Origin of the sequence: Pararhodobacter aggregans, assembly GCF_003075525.1 — a bacterium.
Classification (GTDB): Bacteria; Pseudomonadota; Alphaproteobacteria; order Rhodobacterales; family Rhodobacteraceae; genus Pararhodobacter; species Pararhodobacter aggregans.
This window is the reverse complement of the sequence record NZ_QDDR01000002.1, coordinates 354,674-371,481: the sequence shown is the minus strand read 5'-3', so window position 1 is coordinate 371,481 and position 16,808 is coordinate 354,674. Positions and strand designations below refer to the sequence as shown.

The following is a 16,808-nucleotide window of genomic DNA, read 5'->3' as shown; positions in this document are numbered from 1 at the left end:
TGGTGAGCGGCAAGGCGCACGCCTTGCCGCAGCGGGGGCCGAGCGCTAGACTTTGGTCCATGCGCACCCTGACCCTCTGCCTGCTCCTCCTCTCCGTCGCCGCCTGTGGCCGCTTTGCGCCCGACCGCGACCGGGGCCCCGATATCGCCGTGACCGAAGGCCCGGGGGCCGAAGTCCTGCGCCCGCAGGGGCGGCCGGGCGCCGGGGCGCTGCCCGCGGGCACGCCACCCGGCGCCGGGGCCGATGGCAGCGTCCCGGCCCCGCCGCCGCCCGCCGCCGACGGGCTGCTGGGCGAGACGCTGGCCGGGCTGGGCGCGACCGGCGGGCCGGGGCTGTGGCTGATGACCGGGCTGGTGACCGAGGCGCGGCAGGGCCGGGTCGAGACCGCGGGCGGCGGACGCCTGTCGGTCGAGCTGCGCCCCTCGGGTGCCGCCCCGTCGGCCGGGAGCACGCTGTCGGTGCAGGCCATGCAGCGGCTGCAATTGCCGCTGGGGCAACTGGCCAATCTCAGGGTCTACGCCGAGTAAGCCGCGCTCAGCGTCCCGTCGCCACCTGAAAGACCGCGCCCTCCAGCGCCTCGCTTACCATGACCTGGCAGGTCAGGCGGCTGGTCGGCTGCGGCGCGTGGGCGTTGAACTCGATGGTGTCCGCCTCGTCGATCCGTGGCTCGGGCAAGGGGCCGTTCGGCGCCTCGAGCAGGTAGCAATGGCAGGTCGCGCACATGGCCGATCCGCCGCATTCGGCGATGATGCCGTCGATGCCCGCGTCCTTGGCGGCATACATCAGCGGATCGCCCGGTCTGGCGTCGATCTCGCGCCGCTTGCCGCTTTCCTCGATGAAGGTGACCTTGACCATGAAATCCTCTCAGATGAATTGCTTGCCGCCGTCGATCACCAGCGTATGGCCGGTGACGAAGCCCGAGAGCGACGAGGCGAGATAGAGCGCGCCGCCGGTGATATCCTCGACCTCGGCGTTGCGCTTGAGCGCGGCGCGGTCGACACCGTAGCTGCGCGCGTCCTCGATCAGGCCGAGACTCGCCTCGGTCAGGGTGAAGCCCGGGGCGATGACATTGACGCGGATGCCGTCGCGGCCCAGCTCGCGCGCCATGGTGCGGGTCATGGCGATAACGGCGCCCTTTGACGCGACATAATGCATCCAGAGCGGCGAGCCCGACAGCACGGTGGCCGAGGCGATGTTGACGATCGAGCCGCCCTTCGCCGCCCGCATCAGGGGCGAGACGGCGCGGGTCATCTGCCAGACGCCCTTGATATTGACCGCCATTACCCGGTCCCAGACCGCCTCGTCGATCTCCTCGAAAGGCGCGCGCTGGAGCCCGGCATAGAGCGCCGCGTTGTTGATGAGCACATCGACGCCGCCGAGTTCCGCCTGCGCCAGCGCCACCACCGCGTCACAGGACGCCTGCCGGGTCACGTCGAGCGTGGCGGCGAGGCAGCCCTGGCCGATCAGCGCCGCGGTCTCCTCGGCTCCTGCCCGGTTGATATCGGCGGCGATCACCCTTGCGCCGACCCCGGCAAAGGCCTGGGCGAAGGCGCGGCCAAGCCCGCCCCCTGCCCCGGTGACGATCACGCGCTTTCCGGTCAACGAGATGTCGCCCATTGGCCCGCTCCTTCGGTCTGGGGGAACTGGGGGAATTCGGCACCGCGGCCCAGATAGGCCCGGATCGCCTGTTCGGCGGCGACGGCGGCGGTATTGGCCTCGGCCAGCGCCCGGCCCTGCGGCGTCAGCATCAAGGGGTTCGAGCGTTCGCGCAGCATCATCAGCACCTCGGACACCGGGACGCCGTACCAGCCGGCGATGGTGCGCATCCCGTGCGGCGTGGTGCGCCAGCCCTTGTCCGCATCCTTCAGTACCGCGTCGTTGAGGTTCTTGGCCTCTTTCACCGTATCATGGCCGTCGATGATGGCCAGCACCGCCTCGATATCGACGCCCTCGGGGCGGTGGCGTTGCAGGACCTCGCGGGCGATCTCGACCGAGTGCAGCTCGTGCTCGCGCACCAGATCCTTGCGGCTGGGGTAGCGGCCGATGGCCAGAAGCAGCAGATCCTCAGGGATGCGCTTCCAGCCCACATCGTGCAGCAGGATCGCGGGCAGGACCACGCTTTCCTCCGCCTCGGGGATCTGGGCCAGCAACGCGCGGGCCAGACCATAGGCGACGATCGTGTGTTCGTCGTTGTTGCGCACGTCGAGATAGGCGCGCGCGTCGTGCCAGAGCGGCAGGTCGCGGGGCAGGAAGACGTCATCAGGGGTCACAGCGGCGGCTCCCAGCTGAGGTAGAGGGTCTTGTATTCCAGATAGCTTACAACGCCGTAGCGGCCCTTCTCGCGGCCCAGCCCGCTTTCCTTCATGCCGCCGAAGGGGACATGATGGCTGGCGCGCTGGATGTCGTTGAGCCAGACGGAGCCCGCCTCGAACCCCTCGCACAGCGCCATGCCGAGCGCGAGGTCGCGGGTGAAGACGAAACCGGCCAGCCCGAACCGGCTGTCATTGGCCAGCCGCAGCCCCTCGGCCGGGCTGTCCACCGGGGCGATGCCGATCACCGGGCCGAAGGTCTCTTCGCGCATGACCAGCATCTCGGGCGTGGCGTCGGCGATCAGCGTGGGCGGCATGTAGCAGCCGCCGTCGTAGCCGGGGCCGGTCGCCCGGTCGCCCCCCGCCAGGATCCGCGCGCCCCGGGCCCGCGCATCGGCGATCTGCTGTTCCGAGGTGGCGAAGATGCGGGCATTGACCAGCGGGCCCAGGTCGCCCTCGCCGCCCGCAGGCGCCAGCGTCAGCTTTCGCGCGCGGGTGGCGAGGCGGTCGAGCAGCGCCTCATAGACCGGGCGCTCGACATAGAGGCGGTTCACACGGTAGCAGAACTGCCCGCTGTTGGCGAAGCCGTGGCGGGTGATCGCCTCGGCTGCCTTGTCGAGATCGGCATCGGCGCAGACGATGGCGGCGGAATGCCCGCCCAGCTCCAGCGTCACCCGTTTCATGGTCCCGGCGGCGGCGGCGGCGATGGCCTTTCCCGCCGGAACCGAGCCGGTAAAGGCGATCTTGCGCGGCACCGGATGGGCGACCAGCGCCTCGCCCAGCTCCCGCGCGCCGGTCACCACGTTGAACAGCCCCGCGGGCAGGCCGGTCGCGTGGAAGAGTTCCGCCAGCAGCAGCGTCGACAGCGGCGTGTCCTCGGACGGCTTGGTGACCACCGGGCAACCGGCGATCAGCGCCGCGCCCAGTTTGAACATCAACAGCGTGATCGGATAGTTGAAAGGCGTGATCGCCACCACCACGCCGACCGGATCGCGGGTCACGACGATCCGCTCCCCGGGCGCCGAGCCCAGCGCCTGCGTCGCGTAAAGCCGCAACCCTTCCTCGGCATAGATGTCCAGGAGGTTGGCGGAACTGGCGATCTCGGCGATGCAGCCGGGCAGCGGGCGGCCGAGTTCGCGGTTCAGCGCCGCGCCGATCCGCGGCGCCTGATCCCGCATCGCCTGCGCGCAGGCCTTGACCAGCCGCACCCGCTCGGCCATCGGCACGCGCTTCCAGTTCTCAAAAGCCCGGGCGGCCGAGGCGATGGCCCGCCCGGCATCCGCGGCCTGCCCCATCGGCACGGTGTCGATGACCGCGCCGGAGGTCGGATCCGTCACCGGCATCACTTGCCCCGATTGCGCGGCGACCCAGCCCCCGTCCATGAACATATCCATCAGCGCGTTCCCCTAAAGCACATGCGCGAGCAGCAGGGCCCGGGTGCGGGCCAGTTCCTCGGTCGCCATGCGGCGGCCCGGCTCGGTCTCGAATTTCGGCAGGATTGCCTCGTTGCGGGCGCAGTTCTGCACCGGCGTCTCGCCGAACCAGTCGCAGCCGACGGCGGTGCCCGTCACCTCGTAGCGCCAGAGCTTGTCACTGTCGCGCACGATGCGGTCGTTCAGATGCCGCGGCTCGGGCCGGGTGTCGTGGCCGTCGATGATCTCGCAGACCTGGGCGATGACCGCCTCGGACCAGCCGGTCGCGCGCAAGACCTCGGTCCCCAGCCGCACGCCCTCGGCCTCGTGCCGGTAGCGCACATCCGATTGCAGGATGTTCTCGGACCGGAAGCCCTGTTCGATGATCTCCTCCATGTCGATGGCCCACCAGCCGATGTCATGCAGAAGGATCGCCAGCAGGCAGACATCGCGGTCGGCCTGGGGGAAATGTTCCAGGAGCCGCACGCACCAGGCGAAGGACAGCGGGATATGCACGTCGTTCTTGCGGGCGCGCATGTAGGGTTCGGCGGCGCGCCAGACGGGATCGTAGCGCGACAGGTCAGCAGGCATCATCAGGCGTCCACAGCAAGGAAACGGGGGGCCCGGCGGCCCCCCGGGGGGTCAGTCGAGGATCGTCACCGTTCCGGCGTTGCCATCGACCCGCAGGCGCATGCCCGTCTTGATCCGCGAACTGGCGTTGCCGGTGCCGGTCACGGCCGGCAGGCCATATTCGCGGCAGACGATGGCGGCGTGGCTCATCATGCCGCCGATGTCGGTGACGGCGGCGCCGATCTTGCCGAACACGGGCGCCCAGGAGGGCGCGGTCACCGGCGTGACCAGAATATCGCCCTTCTGCAACTCGCTGAGTTGATCGGGCGAGCGCAGCACGCGGGCCACCCCCTCGACCACCCCGGGCGAGCCCGCCATGCCGCGCAGGGCGCCGTCATCCTCGTCCGACTTCACCCAGCGCTCTACCGCGTCCGAGGTGATGCCCCAGAGCATGATGGTGAAGGGCTCGGTGATGACCTCGGGCGGGTTGTTCAGCGCGGGCAGCGGCGATTCCGCGGCCAAAGCCTCGTAGATCTTGCGGCGGCGCGCGATCTCCCCGGGCCAGACGGCGGTGCCGCGATAGGGCACGCCGATGGCCCAGCCGGCCGAATAATCCCACAGCACATCCCGCACCTCGTTGCGGTTGAGGAAGAACATGTCGTCGTCGTTCTCCCAGAAGCCCTGATCCTTCAGCAGCTTCGACAGCTGCCGCATCTTCCGCCAGAAGACGCCCAGCGCCCAATGCTCGATGTAGAAGTTGTGGTCTTCGACATAGGGGAACACGGTCCGCGCCAGACCCAGCTTGCCGTCAAACACCGCCTGCGCCTCGTCATCCATCATCTCGCGGTATTCGGCGGTGATGCGGTCACGCTCGGCCAGCAGCGTGGCGGTCGGGCGCATGATCTCGTCACCCTCCTGCAGCCGCTGGATATAGTCGCGCAGATAGCCCATCGGGATGTCCAGATGGTCGATCCAGTATTTGTCGGTCGAATAGAAGCCGTTGCCCGAGGTGAAGTTGAACCACGGGTCCTTGGCCGCCTCCCATTGCGCCAGCCATTCCTTGCCGCCCGCCTTGGTGGCCAGATTGGCCAGGATCACCTCGGTGCTGTCGCTTTCGAACACCGGGGCGAGGCCCGAGGCCACGGCGAGCTTGGCCAGTTTCTTGATCTCGTCATCGGGGCGGAAGAGTTCCGAATCGACGCCCTGCACCATCTTGGCGATGGCCTGATCGGGGATCTGCGGGAACTGGCCCTTCATGAAGCCGAAGAAATCGAGATAGGCGGCATAGCCGAGGTTCAGGAACTCGAAATGATGCTGCCAGATCTTGTAGGCCAGCTCGATGGCCTTGTCGTATTGGTCGAAGAGCTGGTTGGTGCTGTCGAGGCCCACGCCCCCCGTCACCACCTCCAGCGCCTCCACCTCCGGCAGCGCCTCGAAATTCAGGGCCTCCAGCTGGCGGATCTTGGCCAGGACCTTGTCCTTCCAATTGGCGTAGAGATCGCCCCAGTTCATGAAGTAATGCCCGGCGCGCTCCATGAAATGCGGAACCCGCGCCTCGATCTGCTCGCCGGGGACAGCCACGGGCGAGAAATAGACGTAGCCGTTCAGGATCCGGTAATCGACGCCATTGGCGGGCGGCACCAGCAGGTGGCGGGTGTTGTATTGCCCCAGCCCCTTGATGGCGAAATCCAGCATCACCGTGTCGAAGGGACGAAACGGCGTCGGCCAGTGCTGCGAGTTGCAGAACCAGAAGGTGGCGTCGTCCTGCGCCCGGCGTTGCGGCAGGAAATGCGTGTAATAGGGGTAAAGGTCTTGCCAGCCCTCGGCGCCCTTCGGGGTCGGAACCTCGAAGGCCGAGGGGAACATGCTCTTCATGGCGTCCATTCTGAATCCTCCCAGAGAATGGCCATAGTCTCGTAGCGTCAGGTCTTCTTTCTGGCGGCCAGCGGGTTGGTGAGGGTGTTGACGATCCCCATCATCCCGACGGCATAGGCGCTGGCCGGCGCCGCCTTTTTCTTCTGCGACCAGATCGTTTCGGGGCGCGATTGCAGCGCCAGCAGGTTCTCGCCGTCCGGCAGATCGGCGTCGATCGCCCATTCCACGTCCTGCGGGCAGCCGTTCTGGCGTTCCAGCCGCTTGGCCAGCTGGGCCACGGCGATGACCTGCGCGTCGGTCAGGCTGGGCGTCTTGCGCCGTGCCGCTTCGACCTCGCGCTCGACCGTTTCGCCGCGTTCGGCGTCGCCCAGCAACTCGACATGCTTGTCGCTGATCTTGCGGTCGATGATCTCCATCAGCACCTTCTCGACGCTGAAATTGTCGGGCGTCACCACGCCCGAGACGACCATCTCGCCCAGGCCCCAGCTGGCGTCGATGACGATCCGCGTGCGGTCGCCGGTGCCCGGGTCCAGCGTCATCGCCACGCCCGCGGCGCGCGCGTTCACCATCTTCTGCACGCCGACGCTCATGTTCACGTCGACATGCGGGATCTTGTTCTTCTCGCGATAGGCCACGGCGCGGGTGGCAAAGAGCGAGGCCCAGCAATCGCGCACCTTCTCGACCACGGCATCGGCGCCCTTGACCCACAGATAGGTATCCTGCTGCCCGGCGAAGGAGGCGTCGGGCAGATCCTCGGCCGTGGCCGAGGAGCGCACGGCAACCGGCGTCCCCTCCCCCATGCTGGCGTAAGCCGCACGGATCGCCGCCTCGACCGCCTCGGGCATGCGGTGGCCGCGGATGCGGATGCGGATCGCCTGCGCGGCGCGGTCGATGCTGTCGATGTCGTCGGGATCGACGCGGGCCAGATGCCGCTCGATCTCGGCCCTGAGGCCCGATTCCTCCAGCATCGCCAGATAACCGTCCGTGGTCACCGCAAAGCCCGGCGGCACCGCGACACCGGCCTGCGTCATCTCGCCCAGAGACGCGCATTTGCCGCCCACCCGCGCCAGATCGTGCTTGCCGATCTGGGCGAAGGCCAGCGTATAGGTTCCGTCGGTGGCGATCATGCGGGCTCACCCAGTTCAACCATGACCGAGGTCGGAACCCGGAAGGTGATGTTGCGGTGGTATTCAGGGCGGAAGCCCGGGGCGAGCGTCATGTTCGGGAACCGCTCGGCCAGCTGGCGCAGCAGGATCGCCGCCTCCATCTTGGCCAGCTGGAAGCCCAGGCAATAATGGATGCCGTAACCGAAGCTCAGATGGGTCCGCGCGTTGTCACGGGTGATGTCCAGCGTCTCTCCCTTGGGGAAACGCGCCTCGTCGCGGTTGGCGGACCCGGTTATCATCAGCACCTCGGCCCCGGCGGGCAGCGTCACGCCGCCCACCACCGCCTCGGTCCGCGCCTTGCGCCGCCAGCCCACGACCGAGGGCATGTAGCGCAGCATCTCTTCCACCGCGTTGGGGATCTTGCCCGGATCGGCCTTGATCGCCGCCCAGGCGTCGGGATTGTCCATCATGGCCATCAGGTAATTGCCCATGAAGGTCGAGGTCGTCTCGTGCCCGGCAAAGAGCGTCGAATAGAGGACACCGGCGATTTCCTCGGTGCTGATATCGGCCCCTTCGGCTTGAAGCCGCAGCAGGTCCGAGGGGAAATCGTCACCCGGATCGGCCCGGCGCAGATCCAGCAGGTCGTGGATGTACTTCCAGTAGGCCACCATGTCATGCGCCACCGGGATCTGTTCGGCATCCGACAGGTCGGACCAGGTCATCTTGCCCCGGCTCATGCCGTATTGCTTGATCTTCGGCACATCGGTGTCGGGAATGCCCATCAGCGTGAAGAGCACATGCGCCGGGACCGGGAAGGCGACGATCTCCCAGAAGTTCACCGGGCCCCCGTCGCGCCCGGCCTCTTCCAGCCGGTCGAGGTGGGTCTTCACGATCGTCTCGATCTGCGGCTCGATCGACTTGAAGCGGCGCGGGCCGAAGCACGATTGCGCCACCTTGCGGATGCGGGTGTGATCGGGCGGCACCCGGGCGGTGAGCCCGGAATAGGCGGTGAAGCCGCCGTCGGTGAGGATCTTGCGCCCCTCCGCGCACATCGGCCGCATCGGCTTTTGCGCATTCTCCGAGCTGAAGGTCTTCCAGTCGTCGAAAATCGCCTTGATGTCGTCATAGCGCGAGACGACCCAATAGCCGGTGGGCTCGTGGAAGAAGATGGGCTCTTCCTTGCGGAATTGCTCCCAGCGGGCGTGGGGCGTATTCAGATCGAACGGGTCATACCCGTTCGACGGCTTGACGCCGTCAATCGTTTGCATGTCGATATCCTCCCATCTCGGGGACCCGGATGCCCTCAGGGCTGGGTCTCGAGCTTGCGACTCACCGTAGGACCAGTTCTTTGGTTTTTCTTTGGCTCAGCGAAAGCCGGTCGAGCGATCGGCAAAGCTCGTCATAAACCGCCCTGATTTCAACGCCTTCCTTGGCCTCGCCCAGAGTCGTCAGCGCCGTCCGGTACTGGCGGAACTGGCGGTGCATGGCATCGGGGCGGCCCATGGCATGGAACACGCGCATCGCCTCGGCATTGGCGGCCTCGCTGGTCGGGTCGATGGCCACGGCCTTCTGCGCCCAAGCCAAAGCCTCGCCATAACGGCGGTATTTGCGCAGCAGTTTCGACAGGTCGAAATGCAGCCGCATCGCCATCTCGCGCAGCCAGGTGCGGCGCGGCATGATCCAGTCCTCGGTCTCGGTCGCGAGGTATTCGAGCGGCAGATCCTCGAAGAGATCGCCCGCATAGAGCCGCTCGGCCTCGAAATAGATCGGCAGCGCCAGATCCTCCTGTCCGTGCCGGGCAAGCGACAGTCCCCGGCGGCACAGCTGCTCGAAGGCGGTGATGTCGATCAGGCTGCCGTCCGGCACGTTCAGCCGGTAATAATCGCCGTTGCGGGTGATGGATTGCTGCGAGCCCAGCACCTTGCGGACCATGGCGACGGTATGGTGCAGCCGGGCGCGCTTGGTCTGTTCGGCCTCCAGATCCGGCCACAGCAATTCGCTGATCTGGTCGGCATGCGCCCCCTTCTCGCCCGCGTTCAGCAGATAGGCGAAGAGCGTCTTGCTCTTCTTCGGCGCGCCGCCCTTGGTGCGCCAGTCGACCTCGCGGTGGCCATCGACGAAGACCCTCAGCTGCCCCAGGCAATGGATATGCCAGCGCGCCCGGGCCGAGGGGGCGCCCAGCGTCGCCCGGTCCTCGTCCAGCCAATGCGGCGAGGCACCGCGCGCCGCGGCCTTGTCGAAGGTGCGGAAAAAGGTCTGCCCGGCGAAATCGGGCACCACCCGGCCCAGCATGAAGCCCAGCTGTTCGTCCAGCGTCGAGGCGGTCAGCAATTCGCGCGGCAGCCAATAGGGGTTCTCGTAAAGCCCCGAGGGCGCGAGGAATTGCTGATGCGCCCTGAGCGCGGCCTGCAACTGCTCCTCGATCATCCGGTCCTGATTGTAGATCGACACCACCGTGACACCCAGATCCGAGGCCGCCTGCTCGGCCACCGTGCCCCAGGCCTCGATGGCATTGACGCCCAGCATCGCCGCCAGGCTCCAGGTCATGTCGATGAGGATCGTCTCCACCGCACCCAGCGCCGCCACCCGGTCGCGCAGCTTGGCGTAGACATCCTCGGGTTCGATGGGCAGGCGGTCAAAGCCAAGGGCCGAGAGCGGGCAGCGCCGCCCCTCAGGCACCTGCACCAGCAGCGCCGCGTCGTCGCTGACCAGCAGCGCCGCGCGGTCCCGGTCCCGCAACGCGGCACTCAGGAAGGCGCTTTCGGTGAAATGGCAAAACAGCGCCGCGTTGATTTCGGCGCCCTGTGGCGAATCATCCAGCTCGGCCATTGTCCCCTCCGAAATCCGTGGATTTCCCTGCCATTGGTTCATAGGGCAATCATCGCCAAAGAGAAACCAAAGTTTCGTGCCTAGCGTCGACACTGCGTCGGGGGAGGCGCGGGGAGGATTCGTCGGCATCGCATCTGTCGCGCCCGGTCTTGGGCGTGGTCGGAAAAGCCATGCCTGCGAAAGGGTTGCGCCGGACGATGGCGCCGATCTGGGGGCAGACCACGCCGATGAACGCGACGATGAGCTTCGATTACGTGATCGTCGGCGCGGGCTCGGCCGGGGCGGTGCTGGCGCATCGCCTGTCCGAGGACCCGACCGTCCGCGTCTGCCTGATCGAGGCCGGACCACGCGACCGCTCGCCGCTGATCCGGGTGCCGCTGGGGGTCATGCTGCTGGCCAAGGACCGGCGGCACAACTGGCTCTATACCTCGGCCCCGCAGGAAGGGCTGAACGGGCGGCAGGTGTCGATCCCGCGCGGCAAGGTGCTGGGCGGGTCCTCGGCGATCAACGGCATGATCTACATCCGCGGCCACCGGGCGGATTACGACCAATGGGCGGCGCTCGGCTGCACGGGTTGGGATTACGACGCGCTCCTGCCCTATTTCCGGCGCTCCGAGGCCAATGCCGATCCGGCGATGGATGAACGCTTCCATGGCCGCGCCGGGCCGCTTTCGGTCACCTCGCTGCGCGACGCCTCGCCCATCGACCGCGATTTCATCGAGGCCGCGGGCCAGATGCAGATCCGCGCCTGCGCCGATTTCAACGCGCCCGAGCCCGAGGGCGTCGGCCTCTATCAGGTGACGCAGAAGGACGGCAAGCGCCATTCCACCGCCGAGGCCTTCCTCAAGCCGATCCGCGCGCGCCAGAACCTGCATATCGAGACGGGGCTGGAAGTCACCCGCGTCCTGATCGCCGAGGGGCGCGCAACCGGCGTCCTAGGGCGCAGACCGGATGGCAGCGCGGTCACGATCCATGCGGCGGGCGAGGTGATCCTCAGCGCCGGGGCCATCGGCTCGCCGGACATCCTGCTGCGCTCGGGCATCGGTCCGGGGGCCGAGATCGCCGGCTGGGGCGGTGCGCCGCTGCTGGACCTGCCGGGCGTCGGGCGCAACCTGCAGGACCATGTCGATTGTCTGGTGATCTGCCGCTCGCGCTCGCGCCAGCCTTATGGCCTGTCGCTGGCCGCCCTGCCCCGCCGCGCGCTCGATGTGGCGAACTGGCTGACCCGGCGGCGCGGCATGTTTTCCTCGAACATGGTCGAGGCCGGGGGCTTCGTGCGCACCACCCCGGCCGAGGAGCGGCCCGATATCCAGTTCCACATCATTCCCGGGCTGAAAAGTCACCGCGGGCGGATCGTCGAATGGGGCCATGGCGTGACGCTGCATACCTGCGTCCTCAGGCCCGACAGCCGGGGTTCCGTGACCCGCACCGGGCCCGAGGGCGCGCCCGTCGTCGACCTGGGCCTTCTGCGCGAGGACAGCGATGTGGTGCGGCTGGCCCGGGGCGTCGCCATGGCGCGGCAGATCCTGCGGCAGACGCCCCTTGCCCGGCACGGCCTGACCGAGGTGATCCCGGGCGACACCGTCTCGGACGACCGCGCGCTGCAAGCCTTCGTGCGCGAGCAGGCGCGGACCGTCTATCACCCGGTGGGCACCTGCGCGATGGGCACCGGCGCCGAGGCGGTGGTCGACCCCGACCTGAGGGTCCGCGGCATCGCCGGGCTCAGGGTGGTCGATGCCTCGATCATGCCGCGCATCGTCTCGGGCAACACCAACGCCCCGGCCATCATGATCGCCGAGAAAGCCGCCGACCTGATCCGCGCGGCCCGGCGTGCCGCCCCCGCCCCCTCGGCCCGGGCGGCAGAGTGAGCCGATGACACCGATCTTCACCCCCCGCGACCACAGCAAGCCCGGGGATTGGAGCTGCAGCGACGGGATCGGGAGGGTCCCGCCGCTGCCAAGACCGAAAACGGCACCACAAAGCACGTCCAACGGAGGAGACAAGACATGCGTTTCGCAAAACGGATCGGGGTGGCCAGCGCTATCCTGACGCTGTCGCTGGGCACCCAGGCCATGGCCGAGGTCAGCTGCGGCATGAACACGGGACAGGCCGCCACCGGCGCGCCGATTCTGGTCGGCGGCATCTATGGCAACGCGGCGCCGGGCGACTGGTCGTCCTCGACCGATTCCGCCGCCGCCTATTTCGCCTGCGTCAACGCCAATGGCGGGATCAACGGCCGCCCGGTCGACTACCGGGTCGAGAATGACCAATGGAACCCCGAGGCCGCCGCCCAGGCCGCCGCGCGTCTGGTCAATGACACGCCGACCGTGGCCATGGTCGGCAACGGGTCCTTCATCGAGATGGCGGTGAACGCCAATACCTACGAGGCGGCCGGGATCATGGTCATGGCCTCGGCCTGCGCCATCTCGGAATGTTTCGAGACGCCGAACATCGTCTCGACCAACCAGGGGCCGCTGTCCTCGAACCTCGGCGCCGCGCAATACGCGGTCGAGGAGCTGGGCACCCGGCATGTCGCCTGCATCGGGCTGAATATCCCCAACAACGGCATCTGGTCGTGCCAGGCGGTGCAGGATTTCATGCGCGCGCGGGGCGGCGAGGCCACGGCGGTGCTGATCAACCCGGGCGCGCCGGATGTGAACTCGGCGCTGCTGGAGGCCATGGCCTCGGGCGCGGACACGATCCTCATCAACCAGCCCGCGGGCATCGCGCTGGCGATCCTGTCGGCGGCCGAGGAGCAGGACCTGCGCGATCAGTTCAACTGGATCGCGCCCACGCCGCTTTATGACCAATCGGTCCCGGCCGCGGTCGGCGCCTATTGGTGGGGCCATATCTACGTCAACGCCGAACTCGCCCCCCTGGAGGTGAACGGCCCCGACGCCCAGAACTGGATCGCCGTGCTCGATCAATACGGCCGGGCCGACGACCCGCGCGACAGCTTCGGTCAGGCGGGCTATCTGTCGGCGCGCTTCTTCACCGAGGCGATGCTGGCCATGGACCCCGCGCAGCTGGACGACCGGGCGGCGGTCGGCGCGGCGATCCGCGGCATCACCGGCTATACCTCGGACCTGATGTGCGGCCCCTATTACGTGGGCGACGCCGATTTCCACATGCCCAACCACGCGGGCTACATGGTCAAGGTGGTCGAGGGCGGCTTCGAGATCGTGCGCGAGTGCTACGAATACGACAGCCCCTATTTCGAGCCGCATATCGCGCTCGAAACCCAGCTCGGCCTGCGCTGAAACCTGCCCCGCCGCATTTCCCTGCGGCGGGGTTCCACAGAACGGGCGGGGGGTCGATGAGACTGGCACGATACGGAAACTGGCTGCTCTGGGCGCTGCTGATGGCGGCGGTGATCGGCGTCCTCGGCTGGGGCGGGCGCCCGCAGATGGTGGGGCTGTTCATCGCCTCGGGCCTTGCGGTCGGATCGCTTTACGCGCTGGCGGGGATCGGCATCGTCGTCCTCTACCGCGCCACCGGCGTCCTCAACTTCGCGGGCGGCGCGGCCGGTGCGGCGGGGGCGATGACCGCCTGGCAGCTGACCGCCTGGGGTTTCTGGGAGCCGCTGGGCTGGCTCGCCTGCCTGCTGGTCGCCACCGCCATCACGCTCTTCTACGGGCGCCTGATCGCCCCGCGCCTCGCCTGGCGGGAAACCGTGGTCAAGGCGGTGGCGACGCTGGGCTTCGCGCTCATCATCCTCGGCGCCATCAGCTTCCTGTGGGCCGACGACCCGCGCTCGATCTCGCTGCCGACCGATGCCGTCGGCGTGCGGCTTCTGGGCATGCGGATCACCGCCACGCGGCTTTTGCTCTTCGCCGCCTCCATCGGGATCGTCATCGGCATCTGGCTGTTCCTCGCCCGGACAACCATCGGCCTGCAGATGCGGGCGCTGGCCAGCGACCGGGACCTCGCGGCGCTGATGGGCATCCCGATCCTCAGGGTCGAAACCATCGCCTGGGCCATCGCCGGGCTGCTGGCGGGCTTCACCGGGCTGATGTTCGCCGACCTGATCCGGCTGGAGCCAAGCGTCATCACCTTCATGGTCATCCCCGGCATCGCCGCGGCCATCTGCGGGCGGCTGGAGAACCTGGTCGTGGTGCTGATCGGCGGGCTGTCGATGGGCGTGATCGAGAACATGCTCACCATGTCGCCCGTGCTGCGCGGGGTGCGGCCCATCGCGCCCTTCGTCATCGCGGCGCTGGTGCTGCTTTATTATCAACGCGGCCAGCGGCTGACCTTCGGCGGGCGGGATTGAGATGAGACAGCTCTTCCACGTCACCCCCTCGGGCTGGGCGGGCCTCGGCACCGCGGCCTTCGGCATCCTGATCCTGCCGTCGCTGTCCAACAGCTACTGGCTGTCGGTCTTCACCTCGATGGGCTGTTTCCTGCTGGCCATCGCCGGGGTCGCCTTCATGTACGCGCGCCTCGGCATGGTGTCGCTCACGCAGGTGGGTCTGATGGGCGTCGGCGGCTGGATCGCGCTGCGACTCAACCACGCCTTCGACTTCCCTTTCGAGGTGAACCTCGCGCTAGCCGCCACCGCCACCATGATCTTCGGCTGGATCCTCGCCCTGCCCGCGCTCAGGATGCGGGGCCTCTATCTGGCGCTGGTCACGCTGATGGCGGCGGGCGGGCTGGAGATCATCTTCGCCACCTTCCAGTTCCCGAACGGCGGGGCGGGGTTCTGGGGCGTGCAGACCGGATCGGGCGCGGCCTTCCGCAGGCCCTGGATCGCCCAATCCGCGCAGGCCTATCTGCGCTATGTCATCGCTTGCGCGCTGCTCGGCTTCCTCTGCATCGAACTGCACCGCCGCCTGCAACCGGGCCGCGCCTGGGCCCTGATCCGCCGGTCCGAGGCCGCGGCGATGGCAGCGGGGGTCAATGTCACGCTCTACAAGACCTGGGCCTTCGGGATCGCGGGCCTGCTGGGCGGGGCGGCGGGGGCGCTGCTGGCGGGTTCGCTGGGCCTCTTGGACGACGGCACCTTCCGCGCCTCGGAAAGCGTGATGATCTTTGCCCTGGCGGTGGTCGGCGGGGCGCATTCCTGGCAGGGGGCGCTGGTTGCGGCGGCCCTCTACAAGGTGCTGCCCGCGGTTTTGAACATCTGGGGCGTGGACGCCAACCTCTCGTTCGTCATCTTCGGCGCGGGGCTGCTGCATGCCGTCATCACCGCCCCGCAGGGGATCGCCGGGCAGCTGCTGGACGGGCTCCGGCGCCTGTCGCCAAAACGCGAGGCCAGGGATGCTTGAGATCGAGGATGTGACCGTCCGCTTCGGCGGTGTCGTCGCCCTGAGCGCGGTCTCGGTGCGCTTCGACAAGCCGGTCAACGGCATCATCGGGCCGAATGGCGCGGGCAAGACCACGCTGATGAACGTGCTCTCGGGCTTCGTGCGCCCGGCCTCGGGGCGGGTCAGCGGCGATGGCGAGGCTCTCCTGCCGCTTGCACCGCACCGGCGCGCGCATTGGGGGCTGCGGCGCAGCTTCCAGAAGGAAGAGATCGCCGACGACCTGACCGTGTTCGAGAATGTGCTGGTGCAGATCGACCATTCCCGCAGCCCCGCCCGCAGCAAGACGGCCGAGGTCGAGGCGATGCTGGCGCTGGTCGGCATGGCGGATCGGGCGGGCAAGATCGGCGCCGCGCTCTCGGGGTTCGAGCGGCGGCTGACCGATGTGGCGAAATGCCTGGTCGGGCGACCCCGGCTGGTGATGTTCGACGAACCGGCGGGCGGCATGTCGGTGGACGAATCCCGCCAATTGGGCGCGCTGATCCGGCAGATCCACGGCGCGACCGGCGCGCAGGTGCTGGTCATCGACCACGATGTCGAGCTGATCCGCACCATCTGCGAGGACACGCTGGTCCTCGATTTCGGCCGCCGCATCGCCTTTGGCCCGACGGCCGAGGTGCTGGACGACCCAAGGGTCAAGGCCGCCTATCTGGGCACCGAGGAGGTTTGACCATGGCTTTCGTCGTCACCGATCTTGCCGTCACCAAGGGCGGGCGCGCCGCGGTCAGCGGCGTCTCGCTGCGGATCGAGCCCGGGCAGGTGGTCGCGGTGCTGGGCGCCAACGGCGCGGGCAAGTCCGAGCTGGTGCTGGGCCTCGCGGGCATGCTGCCGGTCACGGCGGGCAGCGTCGCGGTGGATGACCAGCCCCTGACCGGGCGCGGCCCCGATGCGATCCGCCGCGCCGGCATCGCCGCCGTGCCCGAGGGGCACCGGGTCCTTGCCCGGCTCAGCGTCGACGACAATCTGCGCGCCGCGGGCTCGATCCTGCCCCGGGGGCTGGACGAGACGCTGGCCGATACCTACGCCCTCTTTCCCGAACTGGCCGAACGCAAGAAGCAGCTGGCGGGCACCATGTCCGGAGGCCAGCAGCAGATGCTGGCACTGGGCCACGCGCTGATGGCCCGCCCGCGCTACATGCTGATCGACGAGATGTCGCTGGGGCTGGCGCCGCTGGTGGTCAGGCGGCTGATGGGTTTCGTCGAAGGCTTGAAGGCCCGCGGCGTCGGCATCCTGCTGATCGAGCAATTCACCAGTCTGGCGCTGGGTGTCGCCGACACGGCGCTGGTGCTGCGTTCGGGCAAGCTGCGCTTTGCGGGCCCGGCCCAGACGCTCCGCGACGATCCGCAAGCGCTGGACCGCGCCTATTTCGGGCACTGAGGGGCACGGGCCCTCGGTGCCCGCCGC

16 protein-coding genes are annotated in these 16,808 nt (G+C 68.3%); 7 read left to right on the top strand and 9 right to left on the bottom strand.

Translation table 11 applies throughout. The features are described 5' to 3' along the window. Window positions 1-59: 59 nt before the first annotated feature. Window positions 60-527: a D-galactarate dehydratase gene (locus tag DDE23_RS05885; protein ID WP_107750530.1), complete on the top strand. Its 468-nt coding sequence runs from the start codon at window positions 60-62 to the stop codon at window positions 525-527. 7 nt (window positions 528-534) lie between these two features. Here DDE23_RS05885 and DDE23_RS05880 read toward each other — a convergent pair whose 3' ends face one another. The 9 genes from DDE23_RS05880 to DDE23_RS05840 form a co-directional block, all read right to left on the bottom strand. Next, a complete protein-coding gene (locus DDE23_RS05880) occupies window positions 535-855 on the bottom strand; it encodes a 2Fe-2S iron-sulfur cluster-binding protein (protein ID WP_107750531.1) in 321 nt (106 codons plus the stop codon). A gap of 9 nt (window positions 856-864) precedes the next feature. Next, the gene (locus DDE23_RS05875) at window positions 865-1,617 is read right to left on the bottom strand and encodes an SDR family NAD(P)-dependent oxidoreductase (RefSeq protein ID WP_107750532.1); all 753 of its coding nucleotides are present in this window, start codon (window positions 1,615-1,617) and stop codon (window positions 865-867) included. Continuing rightward, window positions 1,599-2,270, bottom strand: coding sequence for an HD domain-containing protein (locus DDE23_RS05870; RefSeq protein WP_107750533.1), 672 nt, complete (start codon window positions 2,268-2,270; stop codon window positions 1,599-1,601). The genes DDE23_RS05875 and DDE23_RS05870 overlap by 19 nt, the downstream gene beginning before the upstream one ends. Then, window positions 2,267-3,703 carry an aldehyde dehydrogenase family protein gene (locus tag DDE23_RS05865; RefSeq protein WP_107750534.1) on the bottom strand — a complete coding sequence of 479 codons (1,437 nt, stop codon included), beginning with the start codon at window positions 3,701-3,703 and terminating at the stop codon, window positions 2,267-2,269. Before DDE23_RS05865 ends, DDE23_RS05870 begins: the two co-directional genes overlap by 4 nt. 12 nt (window positions 3,704-3,715) lie before the next feature. Next, entirely contained in the window at window positions 3,716-4,315 is a 600-nt protein-coding gene (locus DDE23_RS05860) for an HD domain-containing protein (protein WP_107750535.1), read from the bottom strand. 48 nt (window positions 4,316-4,363) lie between these two features. Then, the gene (locus DDE23_RS05855) at window positions 4,364-6,175 is read right to left on the bottom strand and encodes a PEP-utilizing enzyme (RefSeq protein ID WP_107750536.1); all 1,812 of its coding nucleotides are present in this window, start codon (window positions 6,173-6,175) and stop codon (window positions 4,364-4,366) included. A 38-nt stretch (window positions 6,176-6,213) separates the two neighbouring features. Then, a complete protein-coding gene (locus DDE23_RS05850) occupies window positions 6,214-7,293 on the bottom strand; it encodes a PEP/pyruvate-binding domain-containing protein (RefSeq protein WP_107750537.1) in 1,080 nt (359 codons plus the stop codon). Beyond that, complete coding sequence (locus tag DDE23_RS05845; RefSeq protein ID WP_107750538.1) at window positions 7,290-8,540, bottom strand: cytochrome P450; 1,251 nt, start codon at window positions 8,538-8,540, stop codon at window positions 7,290-7,292. The genes DDE23_RS05850 and DDE23_RS05845 overlap by 4 nt, the downstream gene beginning before the upstream one ends. Window positions 8,541-8,601: 61 nt before the next feature. Further along, window positions 8,602-10,101: an AfsR/SARP family transcriptional regulator gene (locus tag DDE23_RS05840; RefSeq protein ID WP_157957977.1), complete on the bottom strand. Its 1,500-nt coding sequence runs from the start codon at window positions 10,099-10,101 to the stop codon at window positions 8,602-8,604. Window positions 10,102-10,271: 170 nt separating this feature from the next. Between DDE23_RS05840 and DDE23_RS05835 the strand changes: the two genes are divergently transcribed. The 6 genes from DDE23_RS05835 to DDE23_RS05810 all read left to right on the top strand — a co-directional run bounded on the left by DDE23_RS05835 (window position 10,272) and on the right by DDE23_RS05810 (window position 16,781). Beyond that, the gene (locus DDE23_RS05835; RefSeq protein WP_238149912.1) at window positions 10,272-11,969 is read left to right on the top strand and encodes a GMC family oxidoreductase; all 1,698 of its coding nucleotides are present in this window, start codon (window positions 10,272-10,274) and stop codon (window positions 11,967-11,969) included. A 138-nt stretch (window positions 11,970-12,107) separates the two neighbouring features. Then, window positions 12,108-13,361, top strand: a complete 1,254-nt coding sequence (locus tag DDE23_RS05830) for an ABC transporter substrate-binding protein (protein WP_107750540.1) — start codon at window positions 12,108-12,110, stop codon at window positions 13,359-13,361. A gap of 56 nt (window positions 13,362-13,417) precedes the next feature. After that, window positions 13,418-14,374, top strand: coding sequence for a branched-chain amino acid ABC transporter permease (locus tag DDE23_RS05825; RefSeq protein WP_107750541.1), 957 nt, complete (start codon window positions 13,418-13,420; stop codon window positions 14,372-14,374). A gap of 1 nt (window position 14,375) precedes the next feature. Continuing rightward, window positions 14,376-15,368 (top strand): branched-chain amino acid ABC transporter permease, encoded by a 993-nt coding sequence (locus DDE23_RS05820; RefSeq protein ID WP_107750542.1) that lies wholly within the window; start codon window positions 14,376-14,378, stop codon window positions 15,366-15,368. Further along, the gene (locus DDE23_RS05815) at window positions 15,361-16,074 is read left to right on the top strand and encodes an ABC transporter ATP-binding protein (protein ID WP_107750543.1); all 714 of its coding nucleotides are present in this window, start codon (window positions 15,361-15,363) and stop codon (window positions 16,072-16,074) included. The genes DDE23_RS05820 and DDE23_RS05815 overlap by 8 nt, the downstream gene beginning before the upstream one ends. Window positions 16,075-16,076: 2 nt before the next feature. After that, a complete protein-coding gene (locus DDE23_RS05810; protein WP_107750544.1) occupies window positions 16,077-16,781 on the top strand; it encodes an ABC transporter ATP-binding protein in 705 nt (234 codons plus the stop codon). Window positions 16,782-16,808: the final 27 nt, after the last annotated feature.